This is a genomic window from Mycolicibacterium pulveris, from assembly GCF_010725725.1.
Taxonomy (GTDB): domain Bacteria; phylum Actinomycetota; class Actinomycetes; order Mycobacteriales; family Mycobacteriaceae; genus Mycobacterium; species Mycobacterium pulveris.
The window spans coordinates 2,616,872-2,640,934 of sequence record NZ_AP022599.1 but is presented as its reverse complement, the minus strand read 5'-3'; the positions used below and the strand labels follow the sequence as shown (position 1 = coordinate 2,640,934).

At 68.5% G+C, this 24,063-nt stretch carries 30 protein-coding genes and 1 pseudogene; 22 read left to right on the top strand and 9 right to left on the bottom strand.

Annotated features, from left to right (window positions below):
- Complete coding sequence (locus tag G6N28_RS12730; RefSeq protein ID WP_163900769.1) at positions 1–777, bottom strand: lysophospholipid acyltransferase family protein; 777 nt, start codon at positions 775–777, stop codon at positions 1–3.
- A gap of 94 nt (positions 778–871) precedes the next feature.
- Here G6N28_RS12730 and G6N28_RS12725 point away from each other — a divergent pair, with 94 nt between their 5' ends.
- Positions 872–2,434, top strand: a complete 1,563-nt coding sequence (locus G6N28_RS12725) for an MBL fold metallo-hydrolase (RefSeq protein WP_163900768.1) — start codon at positions 872–874, stop codon at positions 2,432–2,434.
- Positions 2,431–2,763, top strand: coding sequence for a hypothetical protein (locus G6N28_RS12720; protein WP_163900766.1), 333 nt, complete (start codon positions 2,431–2,433; stop codon positions 2,761–2,763). The genes G6N28_RS12725 and G6N28_RS12720 overlap by 4 nt, the downstream gene beginning before the upstream one ends.
- On the opposite strand, the gene serS is transcribed toward G6N28_RS12720, so the two are convergent.
- Complete coding sequence (gene serS / locus G6N28_RS12715) at positions 2,764–4,023, bottom strand: serine--tRNA ligase (RefSeq protein ID WP_163900764.1); 1,260 nt, start codon at positions 4,021–4,023, stop codon at positions 2,764–2,766.
- A gap of 201 nt (positions 4,024–4,224) precedes the next feature.
- Here serS and G6N28_RS12710 point away from each other — a divergent pair, with 201 nt between their 5' ends.
- Genes G6N28_RS12710 through G6N28_RS12700 form a run of 3 tightly spaced genes read left to right on the top strand, consistent with a single transcriptional unit; the run spans position 4,225 to position 6,235 of the window.
- Positions 4,225–5,637: a septum formation family protein gene (locus G6N28_RS12710; protein WP_163900762.1), complete on the top strand. Its 1,413-nt coding sequence runs from the start codon at positions 4,225–4,227 to the stop codon at positions 5,635–5,637.
- Between the two features lie 4 nt (positions 5,638–5,641).
- A complete protein-coding gene (locus tag G6N28_RS12705; RefSeq protein WP_163900760.1) occupies positions 5,642–5,992 on the top strand; it encodes a metallopeptidase family protein in 351 nt (116 codons plus the stop codon).
- A 48-nt stretch (positions 5,993–6,040) separates the two neighbouring features.
- Positions 6,041–6,235 carry a hypothetical protein gene (locus G6N28_RS12700; RefSeq protein WP_163900759.1) on the top strand — a complete coding sequence of 65 codons (195 nt, stop codon included), beginning with the start codon at positions 6,041–6,043 and terminating at the stop codon, positions 6,233–6,235.
- Here G6N28_RS12700 and G6N28_RS12695 read toward each other — a convergent pair.
- Together G6N28_RS12695 and pheA are read right to left on the bottom strand one after the other, a co-directional pair.
- Entirely contained in the window at positions 6,215–6,907 is a 693-nt protein-coding gene (locus tag G6N28_RS12695) for a histidine phosphatase family protein (RefSeq protein WP_163900757.1), read from the bottom strand. The two genes, G6N28_RS12700 and G6N28_RS12695, sit on opposite strands and share 21 nt — an antisense overlap.
- Positions 6,904–7,830, bottom strand: coding sequence for a prephenate dehydratase (pheA, locus tag G6N28_RS12690; RefSeq protein ID WP_163900754.1), 927 nt, complete (start codon positions 7,828–7,830; stop codon positions 6,904–6,906). The genes G6N28_RS12695 and pheA overlap by 4 nt, the downstream gene beginning before the upstream one ends.
- Before the next feature lie 107 nt (positions 7,831–7,937).
- On the opposite strand from pheA, the gene G6N28_RS12685 reads away from it, so the two are divergent.
- From G6N28_RS12685 to G6N28_RS12670, 4 genes are all read left to right on the top strand, one after another.
- The gene (locus G6N28_RS12685; protein ID WP_163900751.1) at positions 7,938–8,732 is read left to right on the top strand and encodes a DUF2470 domain-containing protein; all 795 of its coding nucleotides are present in this window, start codon (positions 7,938–7,940) and stop codon (positions 8,730–8,732) included.
- A 30-nt stretch (positions 8,733–8,762) separates the two neighbouring features.
- Positions 8,763–9,530: a CPBP family intramembrane glutamic endopeptidase gene (locus G6N28_RS12680; RefSeq protein WP_163900749.1), complete on the top strand. Its 768-nt coding sequence runs from the start codon at positions 8,763–8,765 to the stop codon at positions 9,528–9,530.
- A gap of 94 nt (positions 9,531–9,624) precedes the next feature.
- Positions 9,625–10,797 carry an LCP family protein gene (locus tag G6N28_RS12675; protein ID WP_235674759.1) on the top strand — a complete coding sequence of 391 codons (1,173 nt, stop codon included), beginning with the start codon at positions 9,625–9,627 and terminating at the stop codon, positions 10,795–10,797.
- Between the two features lie 130 nt (positions 10,798–10,927).
- Positions 10,928–11,473 (top strand): ferritin, encoded by a 546-nt coding sequence (locus G6N28_RS12670; RefSeq protein ID WP_163900745.1) that lies wholly within the window; start codon positions 10,928–10,930, stop codon positions 11,471–11,473.
- A gap of 11 nt (positions 11,474–11,484) precedes the next feature.
- Here the strand turns inward: G6N28_RS12670 and G6N28_RS12665 are convergent, their stop codons facing one another.
- Positions 11,485–12,336 (bottom strand): glycerophosphodiester phosphodiesterase, encoded by an 852-nt coding sequence (locus G6N28_RS12665; RefSeq protein ID WP_163900743.1) that lies wholly within the window; start codon positions 12,334–12,336, stop codon positions 11,485–11,487.
- Positions 12,333–13,382, bottom strand: a complete 1,050-nt coding sequence (locus tag G6N28_RS12660) for a DUF4328 domain-containing protein (RefSeq protein WP_163900741.1) — start codon at positions 13,380–13,382, stop codon at positions 12,333–12,335. The genes G6N28_RS12665 and G6N28_RS12660 overlap by 4 nt, the downstream gene beginning before the upstream one ends.
- Before the next feature lie 378 nt (positions 13,383–13,760).
- Here G6N28_RS12660 and G6N28_RS26740 point away from each other — a divergent pair, with 378 nt between their 5' ends.
- Positions 13,761–13,919: a hypothetical protein gene (locus G6N28_RS26740; protein WP_170307895.1), complete on the top strand. Its 159-nt coding sequence runs from the start codon at positions 13,761–13,763 to the stop codon at positions 13,917–13,919.
- Between the two features lie 64 nt (positions 13,920–13,983).
- Here G6N28_RS26740 and sodN read toward each other — a convergent pair whose 3' ends face one another.
- Positions 13,984–14,406, bottom strand: a complete 423-nt coding sequence (gene sodN, locus G6N28_RS12655) for a superoxide dismutase, Ni (RefSeq protein ID WP_163900739.1) — start codon at positions 14,404–14,406, stop codon at positions 13,984–13,986.
- Positions 14,407–14,492: 86 nt separating this feature from the next.
- Here sodN and G6N28_RS12650 point away from each other — a divergent pair, with 86 nt between their 5' ends.
- The 4 genes from G6N28_RS12650 (at position 14,493) to G6N28_RS12635 (ending at position 17,066) form a co-directional block, all read left to right on the top strand.
- The gene (locus tag G6N28_RS12650; RefSeq protein WP_163906187.1) at positions 14,493–14,774 is read left to right on the top strand and encodes a S24/S26 family peptidase; all 282 of its coding nucleotides are present in this window, start codon (positions 14,493–14,495) and stop codon (positions 14,772–14,774) included.
- A gap of 70 nt (positions 14,775–14,844) precedes the next feature.
- Positions 14,845–15,378: a peptidase gene (locus tag G6N28_RS12645; protein WP_163900736.1), complete on the top strand. Its 534-nt coding sequence runs from the start codon at positions 14,845–14,847 to the stop codon at positions 15,376–15,378.
- A 265-nt stretch (positions 15,379–15,643) separates the two neighbouring features.
- Complete coding sequence (locus tag G6N28_RS12640) at positions 15,644–16,324, top strand: TMEM165/GDT1 family protein (protein WP_163900735.1); 681 nt, start codon at positions 15,644–15,646, stop codon at positions 16,322–16,324.
- Between the two features lie 343 nt (positions 16,325–16,667).
- Positions 16,668–17,066 (top strand): helix-turn-helix domain-containing protein, encoded by a 399-nt coding sequence (locus tag G6N28_RS12635; protein WP_163900733.1) that lies wholly within the window; start codon positions 16,668–16,670, stop codon positions 17,064–17,066.
- A 47-nt stretch (positions 17,067–17,113) separates the two neighbouring features.
- On the opposite strand, the gene G6N28_RS12630 is transcribed toward G6N28_RS12635, so the two are convergent.
- Positions 17,114–18,283, bottom strand: coding sequence for a hypothetical protein (locus G6N28_RS12630; RefSeq protein WP_163900731.1), 1,170 nt, complete (start codon positions 18,281–18,283; stop codon positions 17,114–17,116).
- On the bottom strand, positions 18,280–18,771 hold the full coding sequence (locus tag G6N28_RS12625) for an ImmA/IrrE family metallo-endopeptidase (protein ID WP_163900729.1): 492 nt from the start codon (positions 18,769–18,771) through the stop codon (positions 18,280–18,282). Before G6N28_RS12625 ends, G6N28_RS12630 begins: the two co-directional genes overlap by 4 nt.
- Before the next feature lie 208 nt (positions 18,772–18,979).
- Here G6N28_RS12625 and G6N28_RS12620 point away from each other — a divergent pair, with 208 nt between their 5' ends.
- The 8 genes and pseudogenes from G6N28_RS12620 to rraA all read left to right on the top strand — a co-directional run bounded on the left by G6N28_RS12620 (position 18,980) and on the right by rraA (position 24,058).
- Positions 18,980–19,636 carry a DUF6474 family protein gene (locus G6N28_RS12620; protein WP_163900727.1) on the top strand — a complete coding sequence of 219 codons (657 nt, stop codon included), beginning with the start codon at positions 18,980–18,982 and terminating at the stop codon, positions 19,634–19,636.
- A 1-nt stretch (position 19,637) separates the two neighbouring features.
- On the top strand, positions 19,638–20,168 hold the full coding sequence (locus G6N28_RS12615; protein ID WP_179962065.1) for a hypothetical protein: 531 nt from the start codon (positions 19,638–19,640) through the stop codon (positions 20,166–20,168).
- Between the two features lie 35 nt (positions 20,169–20,203).
- A complete protein-coding gene (locus G6N28_RS12610) occupies positions 20,204–20,830 on the top strand; it encodes a YcnI family copper-binding membrane protein (protein ID WP_163900725.1) in 627 nt (208 codons plus the stop codon).
- The gene (locus tag G6N28_RS12605; RefSeq protein WP_163900724.1) at positions 20,827–21,336 is read left to right on the top strand and encodes a copper resistance CopC family protein; all 510 of its coding nucleotides are present in this window, start codon (positions 20,827–20,829) and stop codon (positions 21,334–21,336) included. Before G6N28_RS12610 ends, G6N28_RS12605 begins: the two co-directional genes overlap by 4 nt.
- Positions 21,333–22,256: a CopD family protein gene (locus tag G6N28_RS12600; protein ID WP_235674555.1), complete on the top strand. Its 924-nt coding sequence runs from the start codon at positions 21,333–21,335 to the stop codon at positions 22,254–22,256. The genes G6N28_RS12605 and G6N28_RS12600 overlap by 4 nt, the downstream gene beginning before the upstream one ends.
- Before the next feature lie 68 nt (positions 22,257–22,324).
- A complete protein-coding gene (locus tag G6N28_RS12595) occupies positions 22,325–22,795 on the top strand; it encodes a hypothetical protein (RefSeq protein ID WP_163900719.1) in 471 nt (156 codons plus the stop codon).
- Positions 22,796–22,828: 33 nt separating this feature from the next.
- A pseudogene (locus tag G6N28_RS12590) lies at positions 22,829–23,582 on the top strand (MerR family transcriptional regulator).
- Positions 23,579–24,058 (top strand): ribonuclease E activity regulator RraA, encoded by a 480-nt coding sequence (rraA, locus tag G6N28_RS12585; RefSeq protein WP_163900717.1) that lies wholly within the window; start codon positions 23,579–23,581, stop codon positions 24,056–24,058. Before G6N28_RS12590 ends, rraA begins: the two are co-directional and overlap by 4 nt.
- Positions 24,059–24,063 lie beyond the last annotated feature (5 nt).

Sequence of the window (24,063 nt, the reverse complement as noted above, 5' to 3'; positions counted from 1 at the left end):
CTATCCCGGCGCGCCCGTCGTGTCCGGACCGCTCTGGCGTCGAGCGGCCTTCTCGGCGGCCTCCTCGGCATCCATCCGACTGGCCTCGGCCAACGAGGGCGCCCCGCCGCCCAGTCGATGCGGTACCCAGTACTCGCCAGGGGGATGCGGGCCGTAGTCGTCCTGCACGCGTTCCAGCAGGTGCTGCATCCGCGATCGCAGCAGCGCGGTCAGCTCGGCGGCGGGCAACGTCGGGTAGATCGGCTCTGCGACCGCAACCGCGATCGGCACCTTGGGCCGCCACAGGTTCTTGGGGTGGCCCTTGGTCCAGATCCGCTGGGCGCCCCAGACGATGTGCGGCACGATCGGCACGTCGCAGGCGATCGCCATGCGGGCCGCCCCGGACTTGAGTTCCTTGATCTCGAAGCTGCGGCTGATGGTGGCCTCCGGATAGACCCCGACCAGCTCGCCGTCCTTCAGCTTCTGACAGGCCATGTCGAACGACTCGGCGCCGCTGTTGCGGTCCACCTCGATGTGGCCGAGCTTGCGCATCAGGGGCCCGCTGATCTTGTGGTCGAACACCTCTTTCTTGGCCATGAAGCGCACCTTGCGGCCCAGACCCTGGCGATAGGCGGGCAGCCCGGCGAAGGTGAAATCGAAGTAGCTGGTGTGGTTGACGGCCACCACCGCCCCGCCGGTGGCGGGCAGGTTCTCCACTCCGGTGACGGTGAACGTCAACCCCTGCGCGCGCCAGGCCAGGCGTGCGAGTTGGATGACTGTGCCGTAGACCGGTTCCACAGCCGCTAGCGTAGTGCGCCCGCGCGGATGCGACTTCCGCCGTCTGCTCCCGTTAAGCTCGAAGGGTCACCATCATCGAGGGGAAAGGTCGTTGGTGCAGGTCACAAGCGTCGGGCATGCGGGTTTTCGCATTGACACCAAGGCCGGAAGCATCCTGTGTGACCCCTGGTTGAACCCGGCGTACTTCGGATCGTGGTTTCCGTTTCCCGACAACAGCGCGCTGGACTGGGACGCCATCGGCGACTGCGACTACCTCTACGTCTCGCATCTGCACGCCGACCACTTCGACCCGAAGAATCTGCGCGAGCACGTGAACAAGGACGCGGTGGTGTTGTTGCCGGACTTTCCGGTGCCGGATCTGCGCCGCGAACTCGAGAAGGTCGGCTTTCACCGGTTCTTCGAGACCACCGACTCGGTCAAGCACCGTGTCGGCGGCCCCAAAGGCGATCTCGATGTGATGATCATCGCGCTGCGGGCCCCGGCGGATGGACCGATCGGTGACTCCGGCCTGGTGGTCGACGACGGCGAAACGGTCTGTTTCAACATGAACGACGCCCGCCCGGTCGACCTCGACGTGGTGCACGCCGACTTCGACCAGGTCGACGTGCACATGCTGCAGTACTCCGGGGCGATCTGGTACCCGATGGTCTACGACATGCCGGCGCGGGCGAAAGAAGCGTTCGGCGTCCAGAAGCGCCAACGGCAGATGGACCGCTGCAGGCAGTACATCGCGCAGGTCGGGGCGCGATGGGTGATTCCGTCCGCGGGCCCGCCGTGCTTTCTGGATCCCGAGCTGCGCCACCTCAACGACGATTCAGGCGATCCGGCCAACATCTTTCCCGACCAGGTCGTGTTCCTCGAGCAGATGCGCGCGCACGGCCACGACGGCGGGTTGCTGATGATTCCCGGGTCGACGGCGCAATTCACCGGCTCGCAACTGAATTCGCTGCGCCATCCGCTGCCGGATGACGAAGTGCAGGCGATCTTCACCACCGGCAAGGCGGACTACATCGCCGACTACGCCGAGCGGATGGCACCGGTGCTGGCCGCCGAGAAGGCGAGCTGGGCACTTGCGGCCGGCGAGTCGCTGCTGGAACCGCTGCGCGCGGTGTTCGAACCGATCATGATTCAGAGCGACCAGATCTGCGACGGGATCGGCTACCCCGTCGAGCTTCGGCTGAATGGCCGCGACCACTCCGAGACCGTCGTGCTGGACTTCCCTAAACGTACAGTGCGCGAGCCGATTTCGGATGAGAAGTTCCGCTACGGCTTCGAGATCGCCCCGGAACTGGTGCGCACGGTGCTGCGCGACAACGAGCCGGACTGGGTCAACACGATCTTTTTGTCGACGCGGTTCAAAGCCTGGCGGGTCGGTGGCTACAACGAGTACCTGTACACGTTCTTCAAGTGCCTGACCGACGAGCGCATCGCCTACGCCGACGGCTGGTTCGCCGAAGCCCACGATGACACCGCGACGATCACGTTGGACGGCTGGGAGATTCAGCGCCGTTGCCCCCACCTGAAGGCCGACCTGTCGAAGTTCGGCGTGGTGGAGGGCTCGACGCTGACCTGCAACCTGCACGGCTGGCAGTGGAACCTCCAGAACGGTCGCTGCCTGACCAGCAAGGGTCACGAGCTGCGGTGCAAGAAGCTGTGAGCGCGCCGCGGCAGTACTACGACGACGGACTGATCCAGTTGGATCGTGAGGCGATCACGTTGCGCCGCTACCACTTTCCGTCTGGCACGTCGAAGGTCATTCCGCTGTCGTCGATCCGTCGCTACACCGCGACACCGCTGAACTGGCTCCACCGGTTCCGCATCTGGGGCAGCTCGGACCTGCGCCGCTGGCTCCCGCTGGACGTCGGCAGGCCGTTGAAGAAGACCCTGATCACCCTCGACGTCGCCGACAACCGGTGGCGGCCCGCCTTCACGCCTGCTGACCCCGAGCAGTTCACCGCGATGCTCGACGAACTGCTCGGCGACTAGCTACCGCTTGGGCTCGAGCACCTCGGTGCCGACGAACGGCACCAGCGACTCGGGAACGCGGACGCTGCCGTCGGGTTGCTGATGGTTCTCCAGGATCGCCACCAGCCAGCGGGTGGTGGCCAGCGTCCCGTTGAGCGTGGCGGCGATCTGCGGTTTGCCGTTCTCGTCGCGGTAGCGCACCGCCAGCCGACGCGCCTGAAAGGTCGTGCAGTTCGACGTCGAGGTCAGCTCGCGATAGGTCTGCTGGGTGGGAAGCCATGCCTCACAGTCGAACTTGCGCGCCGCCGACATTCCCAGATCCCCCGCGGCGATGTCGATCACCCGATACGGCACGTCGATCTTGGCCAGCATTTCGCGCTGCCAGCCCAACAGCCGGTCGTGTTCGGCCTCGGCCTGATCCGGGGTGCAGTAGACGAACCCCTCGACCTTGTCGAACTGATGCACGCGGATGATGCCGCGGGTGTCCTTGCCGTGGCTGCCTGCCTCTCGGCGGAAGCACGACGACCAGCCGGCGTAGCGCAGCGGTCCGCCGGACAGGTCGAGGATCTCGTCGGCGTGGTAGCCGGCCAGCGGCACCTCGGAGGTGCCGACCAGATACAGGTCGTCGGATTCGATCCGGTACACCTCTTCGCTGTGCGCGCCGAGGAACCCGGTGCCTGCCATCACCTCGGGCCGCACCAGCACCGGCGGGATCATCAGCGTGAACCCGTTGTCGGTCGCCAGCCGCGCCGCGAGCTGCATGAGCCCGAGCTGCAGTTGGGCACCCGCACCGGTGAGGAAGTAGAACCGCGCCCCGGACACCTTGGCGCCGCGCTCCAGGTCGATCAACCCCAGTGCTTCACCGAGCTCGACGTGGTCCTTGGGGCTGTCGATGGCCCGCGGTTCGCCGACGGTCTCGAGCACGACGAAGTCGTCTTCGCCGCCGGCAGGCACGCCGTCGATGATCACGTTGGCGATCGCCATATGCGCTGCGGTGAAAGCCTTTTCGGCTTCCGCCTGGGCGGCTTCGGCGGCCTTGACCTTCTCGGCGAGGCTCTTGGCCTCGTCGAGAAGCGCCGGCCGTTCCTCGGGCGAGGCCTTGCCCACCTTCTTGCTGGCGGCTTTCTGCTCGGCGCGCAGGTTGTCGGCGGCGGTCACCGCGGCCCGCCGCGCGGCGTCGGACTCGAGCAGCGCGTCGACGAGGCCCGGATCTTCGCCGCGAGCGCGCTGCGAGGCGCGGACGACGTCTGGATTTTCGCGCAGCAGCTTGAGGTCGATCACGGGCGTCACACTACTTTCGGCGCGCAGGATCGGACATCTCGAGGTCGGCCCGACGGCTCGGTGCCTCGATTTCTGCCGCAGGGGCTGTGATCCGAGTGCGGCAACGACCCTGGTGCAGAAGTCGCGGCGCAACCGGCCCAGCCACAACCCCATAACTTTACAAACGCATCACTTGTCGCATGGCCCGACACGCCTGTCACAATGGAGCAGATGTTGGACGAACCCGAGCGCGACGAGCGGCCGCAGCGGGTGGCGTGGTGGCACAGCCTGCATGCCACGCCGACGCGCCGCGGGCTGCTGCTGACCGCGCTGGGTGCGTTGCTCGTCGCGGGTTTGATCATCGCGGTGCCGCAGCGCGACGGCACCGCAGGCCTGACCGCCAGCACGATCTCGCTGGGCCCGCGCGGCAACGAAACGTTCGAGCACGCCAAGGCCGGTGACTGCCTGAACTGGCCGGATCGCACGCCGGACGCCGCCGAGATCGTCGACTGCAAGGACGAACACCGCTTCGAGGTCGCCCAGTCGGTGGACATGCGCACCTATCCGGGCAGCGAGTACGGGCCCGATGCCGAGCCGCCGTCGCCGACGCGGATCCAGCAGATCAGCCAGGAGCAGTGCGCGACCTCGGTGCGCCGCTACCTCGGCGCGGACTACGACCCCAACAGCCGGTTCACCGTGAGCATGCTGTGGTCCGGCGACCGGGCCTGGCGCAACCAGGGCGAACGCCGCATGCTGTGCGGTCTGCAACTGCCCGGCCCGAACAACCAGCAGCTGCCGTTCAAGGGCAAGGTCGCCGACAACGACCAGTCCAAGGTCTGGCCCGCGGGCACCTGCCTGGGGATCGAGCCGTCGACCAACCAGCCGACCGACGTTCCCGTCGACTGCGCCGCACCGCACGCCATGGAGGTGACCGGCGCGGTCAACCTGGCCGAGAGGTTCCCCGACGCGCTTCCGCCCGAACCCGAGCAGGACGCCTTCATCAAGGACGCCTGCACCCGGATGACCGACGACTACCTGGCGCCGATCGAGTTGCGCAGCACCACGCTGACGTTGATCTACAGCACGATTTCGCTGCCGAGTTGGACGGCAGGCAGCAAGCAGGTGTCGTGCAGCATCGGGGCGACGCTCGGCAACGGCGGCTGGTCGACGCTGCTCAACAGCGCCAAGGGTCCGCTGCTGATCAACGGTCAGCCCCCGATCCCGCCGCCCGACATTCCCCAGGAACGGCTCAATTTCCCGCCGATCCCGATGCCCGAGATCAGCTCGTCGGCGGCGACCAGCGACCAGTCCTACAGCGGCGGAAGCAGTAGCAGCGGCAGCAGCAGCGGGACCACGCACGGCGGCGGCAGCAGCAGCGCCACCACCGATTCGACCCAACACGGCCAGCAGGTGGGCGCCGAGGAGAGCTCAGAGCCCACCGAGCCCGAGCAACCGGGCAACACCTTCCTCAACGGCCCGCCGCCGCCACCGGGAGTCCCGCCGCCGCCCGGTGCCCCGCCGCCACCGCCGGGCGTGCCGCCGCCACCACCGCCGCCGGGGATCCTTCCCCCGCCACCCGCACCGGCGCCTCCGCCACCCGCACCGGCACCGGTGCCGCCGCCACCGGGGCAGTAGCGGCGTGGCCGTGCGGATGAGCCCGCAACGGTTCGAGGAGTTGGTCTCCGAGGCGCTTGATCTCATTCCTCCGAAGCTTGCGGATGCGATCGACAACGTCGTCGTTCTCGTCGAGGCCCGCAACGACGAGGAGCGCGATCTCCTCGGCCTGTATCAGGGCATCGCGCTGACCGAGCGCGACTCGTGGTACGCCGGCTCGCTGCCGGACACCATCACGATCTATCGCGAGGCGCTGCTGGACAGCTGCGAGACCGAGGAACAGGTGGTCGAGGAGGTGGCGATCACGGTGATCCACGAGATCGCCCACCATTTCGGCATCGACGACGAGCGCCTGCACGAACTGGGTTGGGGATGACGGGCGCGGCATCCCCGAATTGTCGTCGCGCGGTGCTATGAACGGGCCATGAGCAGTGACTGTCGCGACTGTCGCGCCGGCCTGGACCACTGCCACGGCACCGTCATCCATCACGCGTCCGCGCGCGCCGAATGCACCGAACCCGACTGCGCGATGCCGGAGGTGGTGCACACGTTTCGGATCGACTGCGAGACGGTCGGCTGCACCTGCGCCGTGGTGGTGTCAGCCCATCGGGTCAGCTGACTGCAGCGCGTCCCGGACCGGCTGCACATCGGGCTCCGGATAGAACGGCGGCGTGCGTGCGCCCCACTGCACACAACTCCAGCGGCCGTCGGTGATCGGCGCCAACACGATCGATTCGGCGTTGCCGAGATGGTGGTCCAACGCAAAGCTGCTTTCCACGCCTGCCAGCACCTTTGACACCAGCCGGATCGCCGCGCCGTGGCTGACGACGACGATGTCGTGCTGCCAGGAGGCGTCGTCGAGATGGCGCAGCCGCAGCTCGTTGATCGTCGGCAGATACCGGTCCAGCACGTCGCGGCCGGACTCGCCGTTGGGCATCGCCACGTTCAGATCGCCCTGATGCCACCGCTGATAGATCGTCTCGAACTCCGTGATGGCGTCGTCGTCGTTGCAATTCTCGAGGTCACCGACCTGAACCTCATGGATGCCCTCGAATTCGTAGGCGTCCAGCCGGAGTTCGGCGGCGATCTCGTGCGCCGTCTGGCTCGCCCGCACCGCCTGGGAGTGCGCGAGCAACCCGGGCCGGTGCGTCGAGACGGAGCGTCGCGCGAAGGTGCGCGCCTGGTCACGTCCCAGGTCGGTCAGCGCGGCTCCCGGCGGGCGGGTGTCCAGCCGCCGTTCGACATTGGCATGCGACTGCCCATGCCGGACCAACACCAACCGCCCACTCACTGCTTGCCCTCCCGAAGTCGCGTCAGCCAGCGCGTTGCCTCGTCCAGTTCCGGCGGCACCGCGCCGACGGCCGATTCCGTCGGCCAGGAACCCAGATAACGCACATCCGCACAACGTCTGTGCAACGCCTTTAGTGCCTCGGCGACCGCCATGTCGTCGATGTGTCCGACGCAGTCCAGGAAGAACATGTAGCTGCCCAACTCCGTTCGGGTGGGCCGGGATTCGATGCGGGTCAGGTCGATATCGCGCACGGCGAACTCGGTCAGCGCCGAGACCAGCGCGCCGGGCACGTTGTCGAGCCGAAGCACCACCGAGGTGCGGTCGGCGCCCGTGCGCTCCGGCGGCGGCGCGGGCGATCCGACCAGGACGAACCGCGTGCGGGCGCTGGCCTCGTCGACGACGTCGGTGGCCAATGCCGCCAACCCGCAGCGTTCGGCGGCCAGCGCCGTGCTCACCCCGGCGTCGGCACGCTTCTCGGCGACGTCGTGCGCGGCCGCGGCGTTCGAATAGGCGGGCACCAGCGTGGCGCCGGGCAGGTTGGCCGCCAGCCACTGGCGCACCTGCGCCGCGGCCACGGGAAACGCGGCAACGGTGGCCACGTCCGCCGCCTTGGTGCCGCGCCGGACGACGATGGTGAACGCCACGTCGAGGGTGAGTTCGGCGAAGATCTGCAGCGGGGTGCCCGCGGCCAGGCTGTCGAGGGTCGGCAACACCGCGCCCTCGATCGAGTTCTCCAGCGGCACGCACGCGAACTCGGCGTCCCCGGCGCGGACCGCGGCCAGTGCGGCGGCCGCGCTTTCGAACGCCACCGGCGTCACGTCCAGCGACGACGGGTCGCCGGGAACCATGCCGGTGGCTGCCATCTTGCGCAGCGCCACCTCGGTGAAGGTCCCCTGGGGTCCGAGATAGGCGATGCGTGGCACGGCTCAACCCTATCGGTTCACCCCGGTAATCCCGTTCCGCTGCACGTAAGCCTTGCGCGAGGCGGCCGGGCCTAGTTAAGTTAGGCTCACCTAACCATAGGAGGGACATGGCGACCACCACGATGGCACCGACGACGGCCGAGCGGATCCGCAGCGCATGCGCCAAGGCAGGAGGGGCGATGCTCGCGGTCGAGGGCATGGACCCCGCCGAATCTCCCGTACATCACCTGCTGGACGACGGCAGCTTCGCGGTCACCGTCCCGCACGGCGCCTTGCTGGCAGGCCAGGTGGCCACCGCCGGCCCCGCCGGGGTGCCCGCTTTCATGGAGATGACCGACTACGCGCCGCTACCGCTGCGCGAACCGGTGCGCTCGCTGGTGTGGATCCGCGGCCGCCTGCACCACATTCCCGATTCGGCCGTCGCGCCGCTGCTCGACCTGGTCGCATCGGAGGACCCCAACCCGGCGCTGCTGCAGGTGAACTCCGGTCCGCTCCGCGATGCCGACGATCTGCGGTACGCACTGCTGCGGCTGGAGGTCGACTCGGTGGTGGCCGCGGACTCGACCGGCGCCGAATCGATCGGCGTGAGCGAACTGCTGGCGGCCCGGCCGGATCCGTTCTGCGCCATGGAGTCCGGCTGGCTTTTGCACCTGGAGTCCGCGCACCGCGATCTGGTGGACCGGCTGGCCAGCCGGCTGCCCATGTCGATGCGGCGCGGTCGGGTGCGCCCGCTGGGGCTGGACCGCTACGGCGTGCGGCTGCGGGTGGAGAACGACGAGGGCGACCACGACGTGCGGCTGCCGTTCGCCAAACCGGTCGACGACGTCACCGGGCTGAGCCAGGCGATCAGGATCCTGCTCGGCTGCCCCTTCCTCAACGGGCTGCGCGCGCGCCGGGCCTGACGCGAACCCCCGCCCGCTACCGTAGCTGCGGTGACCGGCGGCGCGAACGACCTGAGCGAACCGCAGCGACGCGCGCTGCGCATCGAAGTCGGCGTCGTGCTGGCCGTGACGTTCGCGTTGTCGGCGTATACCGCGCTGCTGCGCCTCACCGAATCGGTCCTGCTCGGCCTCGCCGGTCAGGTCGTCGCGCTCAACCCGCGCCGCTCGCAGTTCGACCTGATCGACCTCGGGTTGAACCTGGCCGGGCTGTTTCAACTGTTGGCATGGGGCGCGCTGGGCGTATATCTGTTGTGGCGCAGCGGCTTGGGCCCCGACCGGATCGGCCTCGGCCTGCCGCGGTGGCGCCCAGACGTGCTCGGCGGCGTCGGCCTCGCCGCGCTGATCGGGATCCCGGGCCTGGCGCTCTATCAGATCGCCCGCGTCCTCGGGCTCAACGCTTCGGTCGAACCCGCCGAACTGTACGACACGTGGTGGCGCATTCCGGTGCTGCTGCTGATGTCCTTCGCCAACGGCTGGGCCGAGGAAGTGATCGTGGTCGGCTTCCTGCTCACCCGGCTGCGCCAACTACGGGTCAACCCGGTGGTCGCCGTGCTCGCTTCGAGCGCACTGCGCGGCCTGTATCACCTGTACCAGGGCTTCGGCGCCGGCCTCGGCAACCTCGCGATGGGCCTGGTCTTCGGTTACGTCTATCTGCGCACCGGGCGGCTGTGGCCGCTGATCATCGCGCACACGCTGATCGACGCGGTGGCGTTCGTCGGCTACACGATTGCCGCAGGGCACCTGAGCTGGCTGCAGTGAAAACCGGCGGCCGCCACGTAGATTTCTTTCTGTGACCGACGCGCCGCGACCACCCAGGGGCCGGGACCCCCGGGTTCGTCGAGAGCCGTCACAGGTGATCCGCCGAGATCTCACCTACCGACCGCCGCCGCCCCCGCGCCAGCCACCGCCACCGGGGCCACCCCACCCGCCGACCCCGCAACACAGGCCCCCACCGCCTCCGCCTCCCCCGCGCCAGCCACCGCCCCGCAGGCCGCCACCGCCGCGCAAGCCTCCTGCCCCGCGTCAGCCGCCTCCGCCGCCTGCCCCAAAGAAATCGAAAAAGCCACGCCGCCAACGACATTGGGGCCGAGTTCTGCTCGCGTGCCTGCTGGTGATGGTGGTCGCGACAGTGGCCACCGGGATTTGGCTGGACCGTTCGCTGCAGCGCATACCCGCGCTGACCAACTACCCGGGCCGACCGGCCGCCGGGTCGGGCACCACCTGGCTGCTCGTCGGGTCCGACAGCCGCCAGAACCTGACGCCCGAACAACAGGCCGACCTGGCCACCGGCGGCGACCTCGGCGACGGCCGCACCGACACGATCCTGCTCCTCCACATCCCCGCGCTCTGGTCGAGCACCGAGACCACGTTGGTGTCCATTCCGCGCGACTCCTACGTCGAGGTTCCCGGCTACGGCAGCGACAAGATCAACGCGGCGTTCACGCTCGGCGGCGCGCCGCTGCTGGCCCAGACCGTCGAACAGGCCACCGGGCTGCGCCTCGACCACTACGCCGAGATCGGGTTCGACGGGTTCGCGGTGATGGTCGACGCCGTCGGCGGCGTCACGATGTGCCTCGACGAGCCCGTCAACGACCCGTTGGCCGGTATCGACCTGCCCGCGGGGTGTCAGCAGCTCGACGGGCGCAGCGCGCTCGGGTACGTGCGTACGCGCGCCACGCCGCGCGCCGATCTGGACCGGATGTTGCGCCAGCGCGCCTTCATGGCCGCGCTGCTGCACCGCGCGGCCAGCCCCGTGGTGCTGCTCAACCCGCTGCGCTGGCAACCGATGGCCGAGGCGCTGAGTAAGGCCGTCGCCGTCGACGAGGGCGCGCACATCTGGGACCTGGCGCGGCTGGCGTGGGCGATGCGTGGCGACGTCACCACGGTGACCGTGCCGATCGGCGAATTCACCGGCAGCGCTGCGGGCTCGGTGGTGGTCTGGGACAGCGACGCCGCCGAGCAACTGTTCGACGCCATGCGCTCGGATGCACCGGTGCCCCAAGACGTCCTAGACGCCCAACCATGAGCCGTCACAGCAAACCCAATCCGGGAAATGTCAGCGGCGTCACACTGGGCAGGCTTAGTTAGGGAAAGCTGGCCTGTCTTAGGCGCACCTTCGCTGACAACCCGGTCTGACCTGCTATATCGTCGCTCCCATGACCACAGTTGAGGCTCACGACACGAAATTCCACGGCTTGCTCCAAGAGCAAATCCGGAGCGAATTGAGCGCCTCACAGCAATACCTTGCCATCGCGGTCTACTTCGACGGCGCCGACCTGCCCCAGCTGGCCAAGCTGTTCTACGGCCAGTCGGTCGAGGAGCGCAACCACGCGATGATGCTGGTGCAGTACCTGCTCGACCGGGGGATTGACGTGGAGATCCCCGGGGTGGACGCTGTGCGCAACGCGTTCGGAACGGTGCGCGAAGCGCTCACGCTGGCGCTGGAGTTGGAACGCACCGTCACCGAGCAGGTCGGCAGACTGGCCAGCGTCGCCCGCGACGAGGGCGACTACCTCGGCGAGCAGTTCATGCAGTGGTTCCTGGCCGAACAGGTCGAGGAGATGTCGCTGATGACGACATTGGTGCGCGTCGCCGACCGGGCCGGCACCAACCTGTTCCATCTCGAGGACTTTGTCGCACGCGAAATCCCTTCGCGAGCAACGGATTCTGCGGCTCCCAAGGCCGCGGGCGGCCGCTTGTAAGCTGCGGTGCGCTAGCGGCCGGCGCCGGTCAGCCCGTCCTGCAGCCAGCTCTTGGTGCGGCCCGGATGGTTGGTGGCCACCCATCCCACCCCGAGGTCGCGGCAGTAGCCGACGTCCTCGAAATGGTCGACGGTCCAGCAGTACATCGCCCTGCCCTGCGCGGCGGCGCGATCGACGAGCTCCGGATGCTGGCGCAACGTCATGATCGACGGCCCGACGGCGGTGGCCCCGACCGTGGTCGCGGCGCTGCCGCCCAACAGCCGCGACGTGTCGCCGAGCAGCACCGTCGGCAGCATCGGTGCCGCACGCCTGATCCGCCACACCGCGGCCGCCGAGAACGACATCACCACCGCCCTGGCCAGACGGGCCGATGCCGGTGACGCGATACCGAACCGGTGCAACAGGGCGAGCACTTTGCTCTCCACCAGCGCGCCGTAGCGGACGGGGTGTTTGGTCTCGATGAAAAGCTTCACCGGGCGGTTCCAGTCCAGCACCAGCGTCACCAGCTCCTCGAGGGTCAACAGGCCGGTGTCGCCGTGCCCCGAGTTCGAGCGCCAGCTGGGATGCCATGAGCCGTAATCGAGTTCACGCAACTGCGCCAACGTCATCTCGCTGACCACCCCGGTGCCGTTGGACGTGCGGTCGACCTTGCGGTCATGCAGGCACACGAGGTGACCATCGCGGGTCAGCCGCACGTCGCACTCGACGCCGTCGGCGCCTTCCTCCAGCGCCAGCTGGTAGGCGGCCAGGGTGTGCTCGGGCCGGTCGGCCGAGGCGCCGCGGTGCGCGACGACAAACGGGTGGCCGCCGGGTTCTGGTGCCGAATCCGCCGATTCGGCGGCTCCGCCTTCGGCCGAGATCATACGGATACGGTAGCCGGGTTCTGTCCCGAAGCCTCTACCGCGGCAACGCTTTCGGGGGTTTCGGGGGTTTCGGGGGTTTCGGCCTCCGACACCATCACCCAGCGTTTGGTCGGACGCTGTATCGGTTGTCGTTCGAAACCTTCGAAGACCTTGTACGCCAGCAGGAATGCGGCCAGGGCCAGCAGGTAGGCAACGATCGTCGTGACCGTGTTGTCGGCGATGCCCTGGGCGTCCTGGGCGAAGCTCGTCGCGATGGACCAGATCGATACCACGTAGCTGGCCACCCACACCAGCCACCACATCACCACCGGCCTGCGCAGCCAGGTCAACCGCTCCTCGACCCCCGCGAGCTCGAGCACGAACACCGGTGCCCACGCCAGGTTGACCAGCGGCACCAGGCACCCGGCGCGCAGCGCCCAGCCCGGCCGGGGGTCGACGTGCCCGCGGTGGGCGAATGCGGCGGCGCGCCGGGCCACCAGCCAGTTGGCCAGGACCACGAAGCTGGCGAAGACCATGAACATCGCGATCACGCTGATGCCGACTCCCAGCCACGTCGCCGACCCGGCGATCCACGGGTTGAGCAGCATGCTGCGGTTGATGATCAGCAGGGCGTAGCGCACCAGGTGGATGAACGCCGCGGCACCCAGCACGATCATCGTCGCGACGAGCAGGCTGCGCACGGTCGCGAGCGCGGGGCCGGTCGTCGGTGCCGACTGCTGCTCGTCGGTGTGGTCGAAGTGCTCGGTCAACCCCCACCGCGGGATGACCGTGTAGCGGGGGGTGGGCCCGAGCGGTCTACGCCCGCGTCGCGGCGGCGGCGGGGCTCCGGGGCGCACGGCGATCCAGCGGTAGCCCGGCGGCAGGCGCGGCGGTGTCGCGCCCCGCGCGGACGGCCGCGCAGGCGCAGCCACGGCGGCCGCGCTCCACTCGGTGCCCGGTTCGGGCCCTGCGGGCGCCAGAAGGGTGCCGTTGCAGCGCGGGCACCAGACCCGGCGCCGGTCGCGCACGTTCCACCGCGTTCCGCACTGGGAACACACCTGGATCATCCGACCAGCCTAGCGACGACGCGGGGGCACCCCGCACGTGCGGCCCCGCCCTGCGAGATCAGCAATTCCGGACTATCCACAGTTTCCACAGGTTCATCCACAGGCCATGATCAGCCGGTAACCGCTGTGAGCCGCCCAATCCGTGCGGCCACTGAAGATCACTGTGGATAATGTGACCGCGTTCACGCAACCCGTCCACCGGCACGAGCGAAATCCATAGCTGAGCTAACCCTAACCGGGTCGGCGAACATCGAGCTCGGCGTGCCGATGGTTGATTTCGCGCCGTGGATCCCACCCGCTATGATCGGCGTCACAACGTGGCGTTTGTGACACGGCTCACTGAGGAGAACTAGCGAACGTGCAGGTCAGGAGTACTTGATGGGGTCATATCCGATGGGTCCGGGATCTGCGGTACCGCCGTCTGAGTGGCAGGCCTCCTCGAACGTCTACACCCGCGCGCAGATGGTGGCCTGTGTGCGCGCCGGCGTGATCGCGCTGGTGCTGCTGGGCATCCTCGCCCTGATCGTGTTGTTCTGAGCCCGCACGAAAGAGCCGCCGGAAGATTTCCGGCGGCTCTGTTTATTGAGTGGGATGGACGGGCTCAGGCGGGCGGATAGACACCCATCTGCTTGCCCTTGTCGGTCTGCCAGAAGATGTCGGCGATCTCGTCGATCGTCTTGAGCAGCTTCTCGGCCACGGCGACATCGAGCGACTTCTTCACGTCACCGGCGCCGTGCACACCGTCCCAGAACAACTGGTGCAGGTTCGGGAACTGCTCGAAGTGCTCCTTGGCGAAGAAGTCGGCCCACAGCACCATCAGGTGATGCTTGACCTCCTCGGCCTGGCGCTCCTTGATGATGACGCAGCGGGCGCGGAAGTGCTCGTCGTCTGAGTCGTGGTACTTCTGAATCGTCTTCAGACACGAGAGCGCTTCGATCTTGGCCTGGGCGGGGTCGTAGACGCCGCAGTACAAGTCGCAGTGGGCATGGGCAGGGGTTGCGTTGGCGAACAGTCGATGCAGCATGGCTCCTAACTTACCCTTCGGGGATGGGCCGCAACCATCGACGGTGTAGTTGGCCGCTACGACGATTCGCTGTCGTCGAGGATTCGATGCTGCCCACGCTGTCCCCCGGCGATGGGCTCCTCGGGCTGCGCTGCCGAACTCCGCGGCCGGGCCAGCTGCGGGTGTTTCGCGATCCGACGCTGTCCTCCCGCTGGCTCGTCAAGCGGGTCGGCGAGGTGCGCGGCGCCGGTCGTGACGCGACATTCGAGGCCCTGTCCGACAATCCCGGTGTGCCTGGCGCCATGGACTCGCGCGAGTTCGGCTGGGTGCCTGCCGACGGGTCTTACCGTGTGGTGTGGACGGTCCGGCGCCACAAAGTCGACGGTTAGCACCCGTGTCGTCTTGTGTGCCAAGCGTTTGCACCGCATCCTGAGCCAATAACGAAGGCGCGGAGGCAGGATGGAAAAGAGCTCCGGTCGGGCGATCGAGATCGCCCCGTTTCACTCACGAGGCGCGCTCAAGGGCTTCGTCATCTCGGGTCGTTGGCCGGACTCCACCAAAGAGTGGGCGCAGCTCCTGACGCTGGCGGTGCGGGTCGCGTCACTGCCCGGCTTGCTGGCCACTACAACGATTTTCGGGGCCCGTGAAGAGTTGCCCGACGAACCCGAGCCCGACACCGTCGGCCTTGTGGTCGCAGAAGGCACGGTGATCGGCGAGTCAGCGGTCGCCCCAGGCCATTTCGCGCATCAGCAGCCCCCGGCACTGCTGATGCTGCATCCACCTTCGGAGACCACGCCGTCGCTGCCGGAGTGCACGGGCGCCGCGTCGGGTTGCGTTCTGCTGCCCGGGCTTCCGCATCTGGGCCTCGAACACCGGGCCGCGTGGGTCGAGGCCGAAGCAGACGGCACGGTGACGTCGATGGTCAGCCGCGTCGGCGTCGACCCGATCAGCCATCCCGACACCGCCATTCTTGCGATGCTGCTTGCGGCGTAAGGCATTTCGAAGCATTCGATTCAGCCTCCTGAACAATTGTTTCGGGTGCCCGAAATCTCCGTGGCGGTGGCGCGCCGTGCCGAAGGCCGCTATGGTCGGTCACGTCAGCGAAGGGGAGTAGCCCCCAATCGTCGGGTCGACATACTGGCGCAAGCCCGGCCCACGAACCGCGACTCGACCGAGTGGCGGTGGGCGAGACCTTCGACCGAAGCTGACGGACCGCTGAACATGTGGCCCGTCGGCGACGCGTCGAAAGGTCTTTCTCATGCTCACCGCGATAGTCATCAGCCTGGCCGTGGTGTTCGTCGCCGAACTGGGCGACAAGTCGCAGCTGATCGCAATCACCTACGCGCTGCGCCACCGGTGGTGGGTGGTGCTGTCGGGGGTGGGCCTGGCGGCGATGCTGGTGCACGGCCTGTCGGTCACCATCGGCCATTTCCTCGGGTTGACGCTGCCCGATCGGCCGATCGCGTTCGCCGCGGCCATCGCCTTCCTGCTGTTCGCCGCGTGGACATGGCGTTCCGGACACAGCGGGGACGACGGCGACATCCGGGTGGCCGAAGCGCGGTTCGTCGTTCCCGCGATCGTCTCGTCGTTCGTCCTCGCCGAACTGGGCGACAAGACAATGCTCGCCACGGTGGCTCTGGCCAGCGATCACCACTGGGCCGGGGTGTGGATCGGGGCGACGGTCGGCATGGTGGCGGCCGACGGGGTGGCGATCGCGGCCGGCGCGGTTCTGCACCGCCGGTTGCCGGTGCGGTTCCTGCACAACCTCGCGAGTGTGCTGTTCTTGTCGTTCGGCGTGTGGATCCTCTTCGACGCGGCCCTCGGGATGAGGTGGGCCGCGGTGGCCGCGACCGGGTCCGTGGCCACGATCGCCGCGCTCGCCATGGCGGTCGGGGCGGTCCGACGACGGCCCGTGCCGAACGTGCTGGTACGCCGATAGCGAAACTTTACTAAGCTCGCCTTACTAGCAAACGGTCTCGGCTTGTGACATGCGCGTGATGGGCGTTGCCAGTGTTGTTTGGCGCCATTGGTGAGGTTCCGGCGCCGTATGTGCTGGCAAATCAAATACGACGCGAGCGTTATTATTTGCCAGAACGCCCCACAGGCCCGCGCGGTCGGCCTACTCTAGAGGGGTCGCCACCGCCCGTGGCGGCTATCTACAACGACAAGGCGGGTCAATTTTTGAGTGGTTTGCACTTGGTTGTCAGCACAACACTGGCTACGATGATCAGCAAATACGCCGCCAATAAACCCGCTCGTCTACGCATGTGGAGGTCATATCGATGAGCACGACGTTCGCCGCCCGGCTAAACCGCCTGTTCGACACGGTTTATCCGCCGGGCCGGGGCCCGCACACGTCGGCTGAAGTGATTGCTGCGCTCAAGGCAGAGGGCATCACCATGTCAGCCCCCTACCTGTCTCAGCTTCGTTCGGGCAACCGCACCAACCCGTCCGCAGCGACGATGGCAGCCCTTGCCAACTTCTTCCGTATCAAGCCGGCGTACTTCACCGACGACGAGTACTACGAGAAGCTGGACAAGGAACTGACCTGGCTCGCCAACATGCGCGACGAGGGTGTCCGCCGTATTGCGGCGCGCACGGTCGGTCTGTCCACCGAAGCCCAGCAGGACCTCGTGCAGAAGGCAGACGAGCTGCGCCGCCGGGAGCACCTGGACGATTAGCCCTCGCTCGCGGGGCGCTATCGCCCGGCGAAGTGCTGTGCTGAGGGTCAGCGGCTTTCCAGCCGTGCCGGCTGAGGCTGCGTGTTTCCGGACGCGTTACCCGAGCCGTCCTGGGCTCGGGTAAGCGTGCGGTACTGCTGCGCGATCTCGAGGATCCATTCGCGGTCTGAATGTGTCTCCGGTTGGCGCAGCCAGCCCGGCCCGGGAAAGGCCACCTTCTTGCCGTTCGGGGCGTCTTCGCGACCGCTGTGGACCCACCGCGCGATCGCCCGCGCCTGTTCGCTCGGCGGCACGTCCGGCGTCTCGATCTCCTCGCCGTCGTCGTCGATCGCGGAACCGTTGCCTTTGTGGTCGGCGGCGGTGGCCTCCAAGAACAGCGCATCAGAGATCAACGACATCCGTTCGGCCACCCGGAAGGCCAGCGGGCCGCGCGGGCGCACACCGATCCCGATGTCGGGATGCCGGCGCCCCAACTCGGTCAGCAGCGGTTGGATCACCCGCAGTTCGCGACGCGCCCCGAACCAGTCCTCGATGCTGGGTAGTAGCGATCCCGCCGCGACGACGAGCATGGCGCAGCCCAGTAGCGTCGCCGCGGTGCGCACCCCCACCGGGCCGGTGTCGCCAACCACCTGCAGGAAGAAGAACCCCGAGGCCGCCACGATCAGCACGATCCCGACGGTGAAGACGAACAGGGCGCGGCCCCGCCGGCTGCGGTTGGAATAACGCATCCCCGCCCACGACACCAGCGACAGCGCGAGCAGCACGTACAGCAGCGGCAACAGCCACGGGAGCGAGTTGCCGGAGTTGAGGTTCTGGCGCAAGTATTCGTCGGGCGCCATCTCCGGCTGTTTCCCCGCGCTGAAGAACGCCGCCAGGCTCACCACGGCGATCACGGAGGCGATGCCGTACTGCACCATGGCGATCTTGCGAATGGTGGCGGGTTTACGTCCGGAGGAGACGGTGGTGATCATCACGCAGCTGCCCGCCGCGCAGCCGATCAGTGCCAGCTGGGTCAGCCCCATCGACATGTTGGGCCACCGCAGCGCGGTGTCGATCAGAAGCGTCAACGGCGGCCAGTTCAGCGCGGCGACCAGCCCGAGGCTGCCCAACGCCAGGATCATCGCGGTGCTCACCAGGGACTGCTTGTTGACCAACGCCCACCCGATGCGCAGTCCGGTGGCCAATCCGAGCAGACCGGCGATCACCCAGACGATCAACCAAATGCCTCTCCGAGCCGTACTTGGACGATCGAGGACCGGTCCGACGGCAACCGGCCCAGCCGGTAGAGCAGCAGGGCCGCGAAGTCCTCGGCCTCCTGCTCGGCGTCCTCACCGCCGGGTCCCATGCAGCCGGTCCGCTGGTTGAGCATGTATCCGATCAGATCAAGGCTGGCCACCTCGGCGTTCTCGCGCGCCGCTTCCACCACCGGCGTGCCCTCGTGACCGAGCACCAGGTGACCGAGTTCGTGGGCCAGGGTCCGGTCCCAGGCGGGCAGCCCCTTCTGGATCACGAACACGTCGCGGTCGGTGTACTGCCGCCACTGCCCGCACACACCGGGCGGCAGTTCGGCCATCTTGAGCTCGATCGGTCGGCCACGGTCCTCGCTGACCGCTTCGACGAGTCGGGTCAGTGACACCTCTCCATGCCGCGGCGCGAGGTCTAGCACCGCACCCACGGCACGGGTGACACGGCGGCTGGCAGGCATACATACCCCCTTCAACGAGTCCACTATGCGCGCTTCGCTCCGTCGGGGCGGGCATTTCTGTTCAGTTGACCCAACCTCGCGGCCCCCGGTGGGTCCAGCATGCCCGCATCCGACGATGGTGCCAAGCCCACCACCGTCGCCGCGGCTGCGCCGGACGATAGTGTTGGGCTGCACCGCAACCAGAACCCACAGCCGGGAGGCACTCGGGATGAGCCCGTTCAAGCGACGCAAGACTCGCGCCACCCGTCGAGCCGAGGCGCGCGCCATCAAGGCCAAGGCCAAGCTCGAGGCAAAGCTGGCGGCGAAGAACGAGAGGCGTCGCTTCAAGGCCGAGCGTAAGGCCGAGGCCAAAGCGCTCAAGGCCCAGCTCAACGCGCAACGCGAAAGCGACAGGGCGGCGCTGAAGGTGGCCGAGACCCAGCTGAAGGCCGCCCGCGAAGGCAAGATCTTCGCCCCCGGCCGGATCCGCAGGATGCTCACCGTGACCCGACTGCTCGCCCCGGTCGTGGTGCCGGTCGCGTACCGCGCGGCCACCTCGGTACGGGGCGTGCTCGACGAACGGCGCGCCGAACGGCTAGGTGTTCCGCTCACCCAGCTCGGCCAGTTCTCCGGACACGGCGCCGAACTTTCGGCCCGCATCGCGGGCGCGGAGAACTCGTTGCGTGTGGTCGCCGAGAAGAAGCCGAAGGACGCCGAGACCAAACAGTTCGTCGCGGCCATGACGGAGCGGCTCAGCGACCTGTCGGCCGCCGTCACCGCCGCCGAGCACATGCCGACGCCGCAGCGGCGCTCCTCACACGCCGCGATCGCCCGCCAGCTCGATGGCATCGACGCCGATCTGATGGCACGGCTCGGCGTGAGCTGAGATGTCGATCTCGCCGTCCCGCGTCGCGGTCCGCATCCGGGGGTGGTCCTGCGGTCTGCTGACCGCTGCGCTCGCGGTGGCCGCGCACGGGACGGGTGCCGGCACGCCACCGACCGGAGCGTCGGCCATTCAGCTGATCGTGCTGGCCGCGACCGTGGGTGCGGCGGCCGCGGCGGTGCCGCGCGCCGGTGAGCTCCGGATCCTGATCGCGCTGCTTGCGGCCGGACAACTTCTCGGGCATCTGATCCTTTCCGCCGGCCACGACCACGCGCTAGGCGCCGCCCCGTCCGCGTGGGTGATGCTGGCCGCCCATGTGATTGCCGTCGGGGTCGGTGCAGTTCTCATCGTCACCGGTGAACGGTTGTGTCGGGCCGCGTCGCACGTGGCGCGCACGGTGGCGCGCGCCCGATTCGCGCCGGTGGCCGCGACGACGGTCACCGCGGTTCGCCGCGCCGAGCAGCCGCTACGGTCTGCTCTGTTGCTTGCCGCTTCGGTGTCACATCGGGGCCCACCGGTCGGTGCCGTCCGCTGACCTGACCCTTACTCGACACCAGAAAGCATCAACCAATGAGTTCCATTGCAAGGGCGTCCTCGCGCGCCCTCATCACCGCGGCCGCGGCGGCCTCGACCGTGCTGGTCGGTGGGTTGGCGACCGCCGGCGCGGCGTCGGCGCACGTGCATGCCGAGGCCGACCATCCCACCCCCGGCAGCACCGCAACCGTGACGTTCCGGGTGCCCGGTGAGTCCGACACCGGGGCGCTGACAACCGAATTGAGCGTCGAGTTGCCCGAGGTGACGTCGGTGCGCACCGAGATGATGCCGGGTTGGACGGCTCGCCTGGATCGCGACGTCGCCGCGGGCACCGTCCGATCCGTCACCTGGACGGCGGCGCCCGGCACTGGCATCTCGCCCGAACAGTTCGCGCTGTTTCGGATCTCGGTCAAGTTGCCTGACGCCGAATCGGTGAGCTTCCCAACCACCCAGACCTACTCGGACGGCACTGTGGTGCGCTGGGACCAGCCACCGCTGTCCGACGGCGGCGAACCCGAATACCCGGTCCCTGCGCTGGAATTCGCCCAGCCCGCGCCCGCCCAGCCGACGGCGGCCGACACCACGGCCCGCTGGCTGGCCGGCGGCGCGCTGGCGGTGGCGGCAGCGGCGGTGACGGTCGCACTGACAAGGAGGCGGTCATGAAACACGTTCTCGCGGCGGCTCTTTTGCTGTTCGGGCTGACGACGGGCGCGCTGGTGGGCGCCCAGGACGCGTCCGCGCACGCCACCCGCATCGCCACCGACCCCGCCGAGAACGCCGAGCTGACGGAAGCGCCGACCACGGTCAGCGCGACGTTCAACGAAGCGATGCAGCCGCAGTTCGCGGCGATGACGGTGGTGGGACCCGACGGCAACCTGTGGTCGACCGGGGAGCCCACGGTCGAGGGCGCGGTCCTCAGCGTCGGGGTGCGCCCGCTGGGTCCGGCAGGCACCTACACCGTGAACTACCGGGCGACCTCGGCTGACGGGCACGTCGTCTCCGGTTCGTGGAGCTTCGAGCTGACGGTGGCGGGCACCGGGACGCCCGGGCCGTCGGCGACCACGGCGGACGAACCGGCCGGCAACGGCTTCCCGATGTGGCCGCTTTACGTCGGCGTCGTCCTCATCGTGGGCGCAGGCGTGCTGTGGGCGGTGCGGCGCCGCACGTGACGCGGTGCAGGGCGGTGGCCGGCGGGGCGCTGGTCGTGGCGGCCGCGGCGGCGCTGGCGTGGGCCCTGGCCTACCCGCAGGCCTCGCTGACCGAAACGCTGGTGCGCGCGGTGTCCGACTGTGCGGCGGTCGTCGCGCTGGGGCTGGCGGCGGTGCCGATGCTCGATGGGGATCGGTACCGCGCTGAGCTGGTATCCCGGGCCGCACCGCCGCTGGCCGCCAGTGCCGGGGTCTGGCTGCTGTCCGAGCTGACCAGGTTGGTGGTGGCCGCCGCGCAGACCGCGGGCATCCGGGTGTTGCGGCTCGACATGGGCACGGTGGCCGATTTCGTGGTCGCGACGACGGCGGGGCGGGCCGGGCTGGTGGCGCTGGCCGCGGCGGCGGTGGTGTGCGTCGCGGCGCTCGCCGCGCCCCGTGCGATCTCGACGGTCGTGATGCTGACCGGGGTGGCCGCCATCGGCGTGGTGGCGCGGCCGCTGACGGGACACTTCTCCGACAGCGCGCTGGGTGGGTTCGCGGTGGCGGTACACATGTTGGCGGCGGCGCTGTGGTGTGGCGTGCTGGCCGCGCTGCTGCTCACGGTCGAGCATCGCGGCCAGTGGGCCCGGCTGCTGCCGCGCTTCTCGACGTTGTCGCTGTGGTGTGTGGTGGCGCTGCTGGCCGGAGGGGTGCTCGGAGCCGCGGTGCGACTGGATTCGGCCGCGGACCTGTACGCCACCGGATACGGGCGGGTGTTGTCGGCGAAGATCGCGATGACGGCCGCGTTGGTGGTGCTGGGCTGGCGCAACAGGACGATGTGGCTGCCCGCCGCGCGCGCCCACCGGGCCACCGCGGTGGTGTCGCGGTCACGGTCGGTGGTCGAATTGTCGATGATGGCCGTCGCGCTGGCCCTGGCCGCCGGACTGGCCGTCACCGGTTAGCACGTGGCCGACCTGGCATGATGGAACCGTTGCCGGCCGAGACACAGAAACTGCAAAGGAGCAGCCCGATGGCAGACCAGCAGGGCCGACCCGACGAGAAGCCGGAAGGCACGCCGCCGGCCTCCGAGTCGGGACCGCCGGTGCCGGACGCGCAGTCCGAACCGCCGGCCAAGGCAGCCAAGAAGGCAGCGAAGAAGACGCCGGCCAAGAAAGCCCCCGCGAAGGCGGCGAAAAAGACGCCCGCGAAGAAGGCGGCCCCCGCCAAGAAGGCTCCGGCCAAGAACGGCGCGGCGAAGAAGGCCCCGGTCAAGAAAGCGCCCGCCAAAAAAGCGCCGACCCCCGACGAGAGCTTGACGTCGGCCGCCAAGGTCGCCGCGGCACAGGCGAAGGCAACCGTGGCCAGCGCGAGCAACCCGGTCTCGGGACCCGAACCGCTTCCACCGCCCGGCCCGGAATCGTCGCGGCTGCCCATCGCAGCCGCCGTCGCGGCCGGTCTGCTGGCCATCCTCGTCGTGCTGCTGGTGCGCCGTAGAACTTGACCCTCACGCGACGTCAGGGTCGATAGTGGCGACATGGACGCCAGAACCGTCGGCGCGGTAGCCGCCCTCACCGGGGTTTCGGTGCGGACCCTGCACCACTACGACCACATCGGCCTGGTGGTGCCGAGCATCCGCACCTCGGCGGGCCACCGCGGCTACACCGATGCCGATATCGAACGACTGCATCTGGTGCTGGTGTACCGAGCGGTCGGGCTGCCGCTCGGACAGATCCGCGCCCTGCTCGACGGGGACGCGGACGTGCTCGAGCGGCCTCCAGCGACAGCACCGGCTGCTGCTGGAGCAGGCCGACCGGCTACAGCACACGATCAAAGCAGTGGAGGAACTGATGAGCGCACACCGCCGTGGGGTTCAACTCACCGCCGAGGAACAGGTCGAGATCTTCGGCACCGAGGCGTTCACCGACGAGTACGCCGCCGAAGCCGAAGAACGCTGGGGCGGCACCGAGGCGTGGCGGCAATCGCAGCAGCGGACCGCGCAGATGACGAAGCAGGACTGGATCGAGTTCAAGGCGGAGAACGATGCGCTTCTGGCGGCGCTCGCGGCCGCCAAGCGCGACGGCGTCGAACCCGGTTCGGCAGCGGCCGACGAACTGGCTGCGCGCCACCGGGCCAACATCGAGCGGTTCTACGACTGCACCGACGACATGCACCGCAGCCTCGGTGACCTGTATGTCGAGGACGAGCGCTACGGCAGCTTCTACAACGACGCCGAACCCGGCCTGGCTCAGTGGGTCCGCGACATCATCGTCGCTAGCATCGAGCGGTGAGCATCGAACCCCGCCCGACCGCAGACCTGGTCGACGAGATCGGACCCGACGTCCGCAGCTGTGATTTGCAGCTGCGCCAGTTCGGGGGTCGCGCGCAGTTCGCCGGGACGATCACGACGGTGAAGTGCTTTCAGGACAATGCGCTGCTCAAATCGGTGCTGTCCGAACCCGGTCACGGCGGGGTGCTGGTGATCGACGGCGACGGCTCGCTGCGCACCGCGTTGGTCGGCGACCTCATCGCCGGCCTGGGTGTGCAGAACGGCTGGGCCGGGCTGATCATCAACGGTGCCGTGCGGGACGCCGCGACGCTGCGCACGCTCGACATCGGCGTCAAGGCGCTCGGCACCAACCCACGCAAGAGCACCAAAACCGGTGCCGGGCAACGGGATATCCCCGTCGGGTTCGGGGGCGTGGTGTTCACGCCGGGCGACATCGCCTACAGCGACGACGACGGCATCGTCGTGATCAACTTTTGAGCGCG

Excerpts from the sequence above, each read along its gene's own strand:
- G6N28_RS12610 (WP_163900725.1), top strand. The coding sequence starts at position 20,204 with ATGAGTTCCATTGCAAGGGCGTCCTCGCGCGCCCTCATCACCGCGGCC.
- G6N28_RS12640 (WP_163900735.1), top strand. The coding sequence starts at position 15,644 with ATGCTCACCGCGATAGTCATCAGCCTGGCCGTGGTGTTCGTCGCCGAA.
- G6N28_RS12635 (WP_163900733.1), top strand. The coding sequence starts at position 16,668 with ATGAGCACGACGTTCGCCGCCCGGCTAAACCGCCTGTTCGACACGGTT.
- G6N28_RS12625 (WP_163900729.1), bottom strand. The coding sequence starts at position 18,771 with ATGCCTGCCAGCCGCCGTGTCACCCGTGCCGTGGGTGCGGTGCTAGAC.
- G6N28_RS12700 (WP_163900759.1), top strand. The coding sequence starts at position 6,041 with ATGAGCAGTGACTGTCGCGACTGTCGCGCCGGCCTGGACCACTGCCAC.
- G6N28_RS12665 (WP_163900743.1), bottom strand. The coding sequence starts at position 12,336 with ATGATCTCGGCCGAAGGCGGAGCCGCCGAATCGGCGGATTCGGCACCA.
- G6N28_RS12710 (WP_163900762.1), top strand. The coding sequence starts at position 4,225 with ATGGAGCAGATGTTGGACGAACCCGAGCGCGACGAGCGGCCGCAGCGG.
- G6N28_RS12650 (WP_163906187.1), top strand. The coding sequence starts at position 14,493 with ATGCTGCCCACGCTGTCCCCCGGCGATGGGCTCCTCGGGCTGCGCTGC.
- G6N28_RS12670 (WP_163900745.1), top strand. The coding sequence starts at position 10,928 with ATGACCACAGTTGAGGCTCACGACACGAAATTCCACGGCTTGCTCCAA.
- sodN (WP_163900739.1), bottom strand. The coding sequence starts at position 14,406 with ATGCTGCATCGACTGTTCGCCAACGCAACCCCTGCCCATGCCCACTGC.
- G6N28_RS26740 (WP_170307895.1), top strand. The coding sequence starts at position 13,761 with ATGGGGTCATATCCGATGGGTCCGGGATCTGCGGTACCGCCGTCTGAG.
- G6N28_RS12660 (WP_163900741.1), bottom strand. The coding sequence starts at position 13,382 with ATGATCCAGGTGTGTTCCCAGTGCGGAACGCGGTGGAACGTGCGCGAC.
- G6N28_RS12605 (WP_163900724.1), top strand. The coding sequence starts at position 20,827 with ATGAAACACGTTCTCGCGGCGGCTCTTTTGCTGTTCGGGCTGACGACG.
- G6N28_RS12645 (WP_163900736.1), top strand. The coding sequence starts at position 14,845 with ATGGAAAAGAGCTCCGGTCGGGCGATCGAGATCGCCCCGTTTCACTCA.
- G6N28_RS12615 (WP_179962065.1), top strand. The coding sequence starts at position 19,638 with ATGTCGATCTCGCCGTCCCGCGTCGCGGTCCGCATCCGGGGGTGGTCC.
- G6N28_RS12595 (WP_163900719.1), top strand. The coding sequence starts at position 22,325 with ATGGCAGACCAGCAGGGCCGACCCGACGAGAAGCCGGAAGGCACGCCG.
- G6N28_RS12685 (WP_163900751.1), top strand. The coding sequence starts at position 7,938 with ATGGCGACCACCACGATGGCACCGACGACGGCCGAGCGGATCCGCAGC.
- G6N28_RS12620 (WP_163900727.1), top strand. The coding sequence starts at position 18,980 with ATGAGCCCGTTCAAGCGACGCAAGACTCGCGCCACCCGTCGAGCCGAG.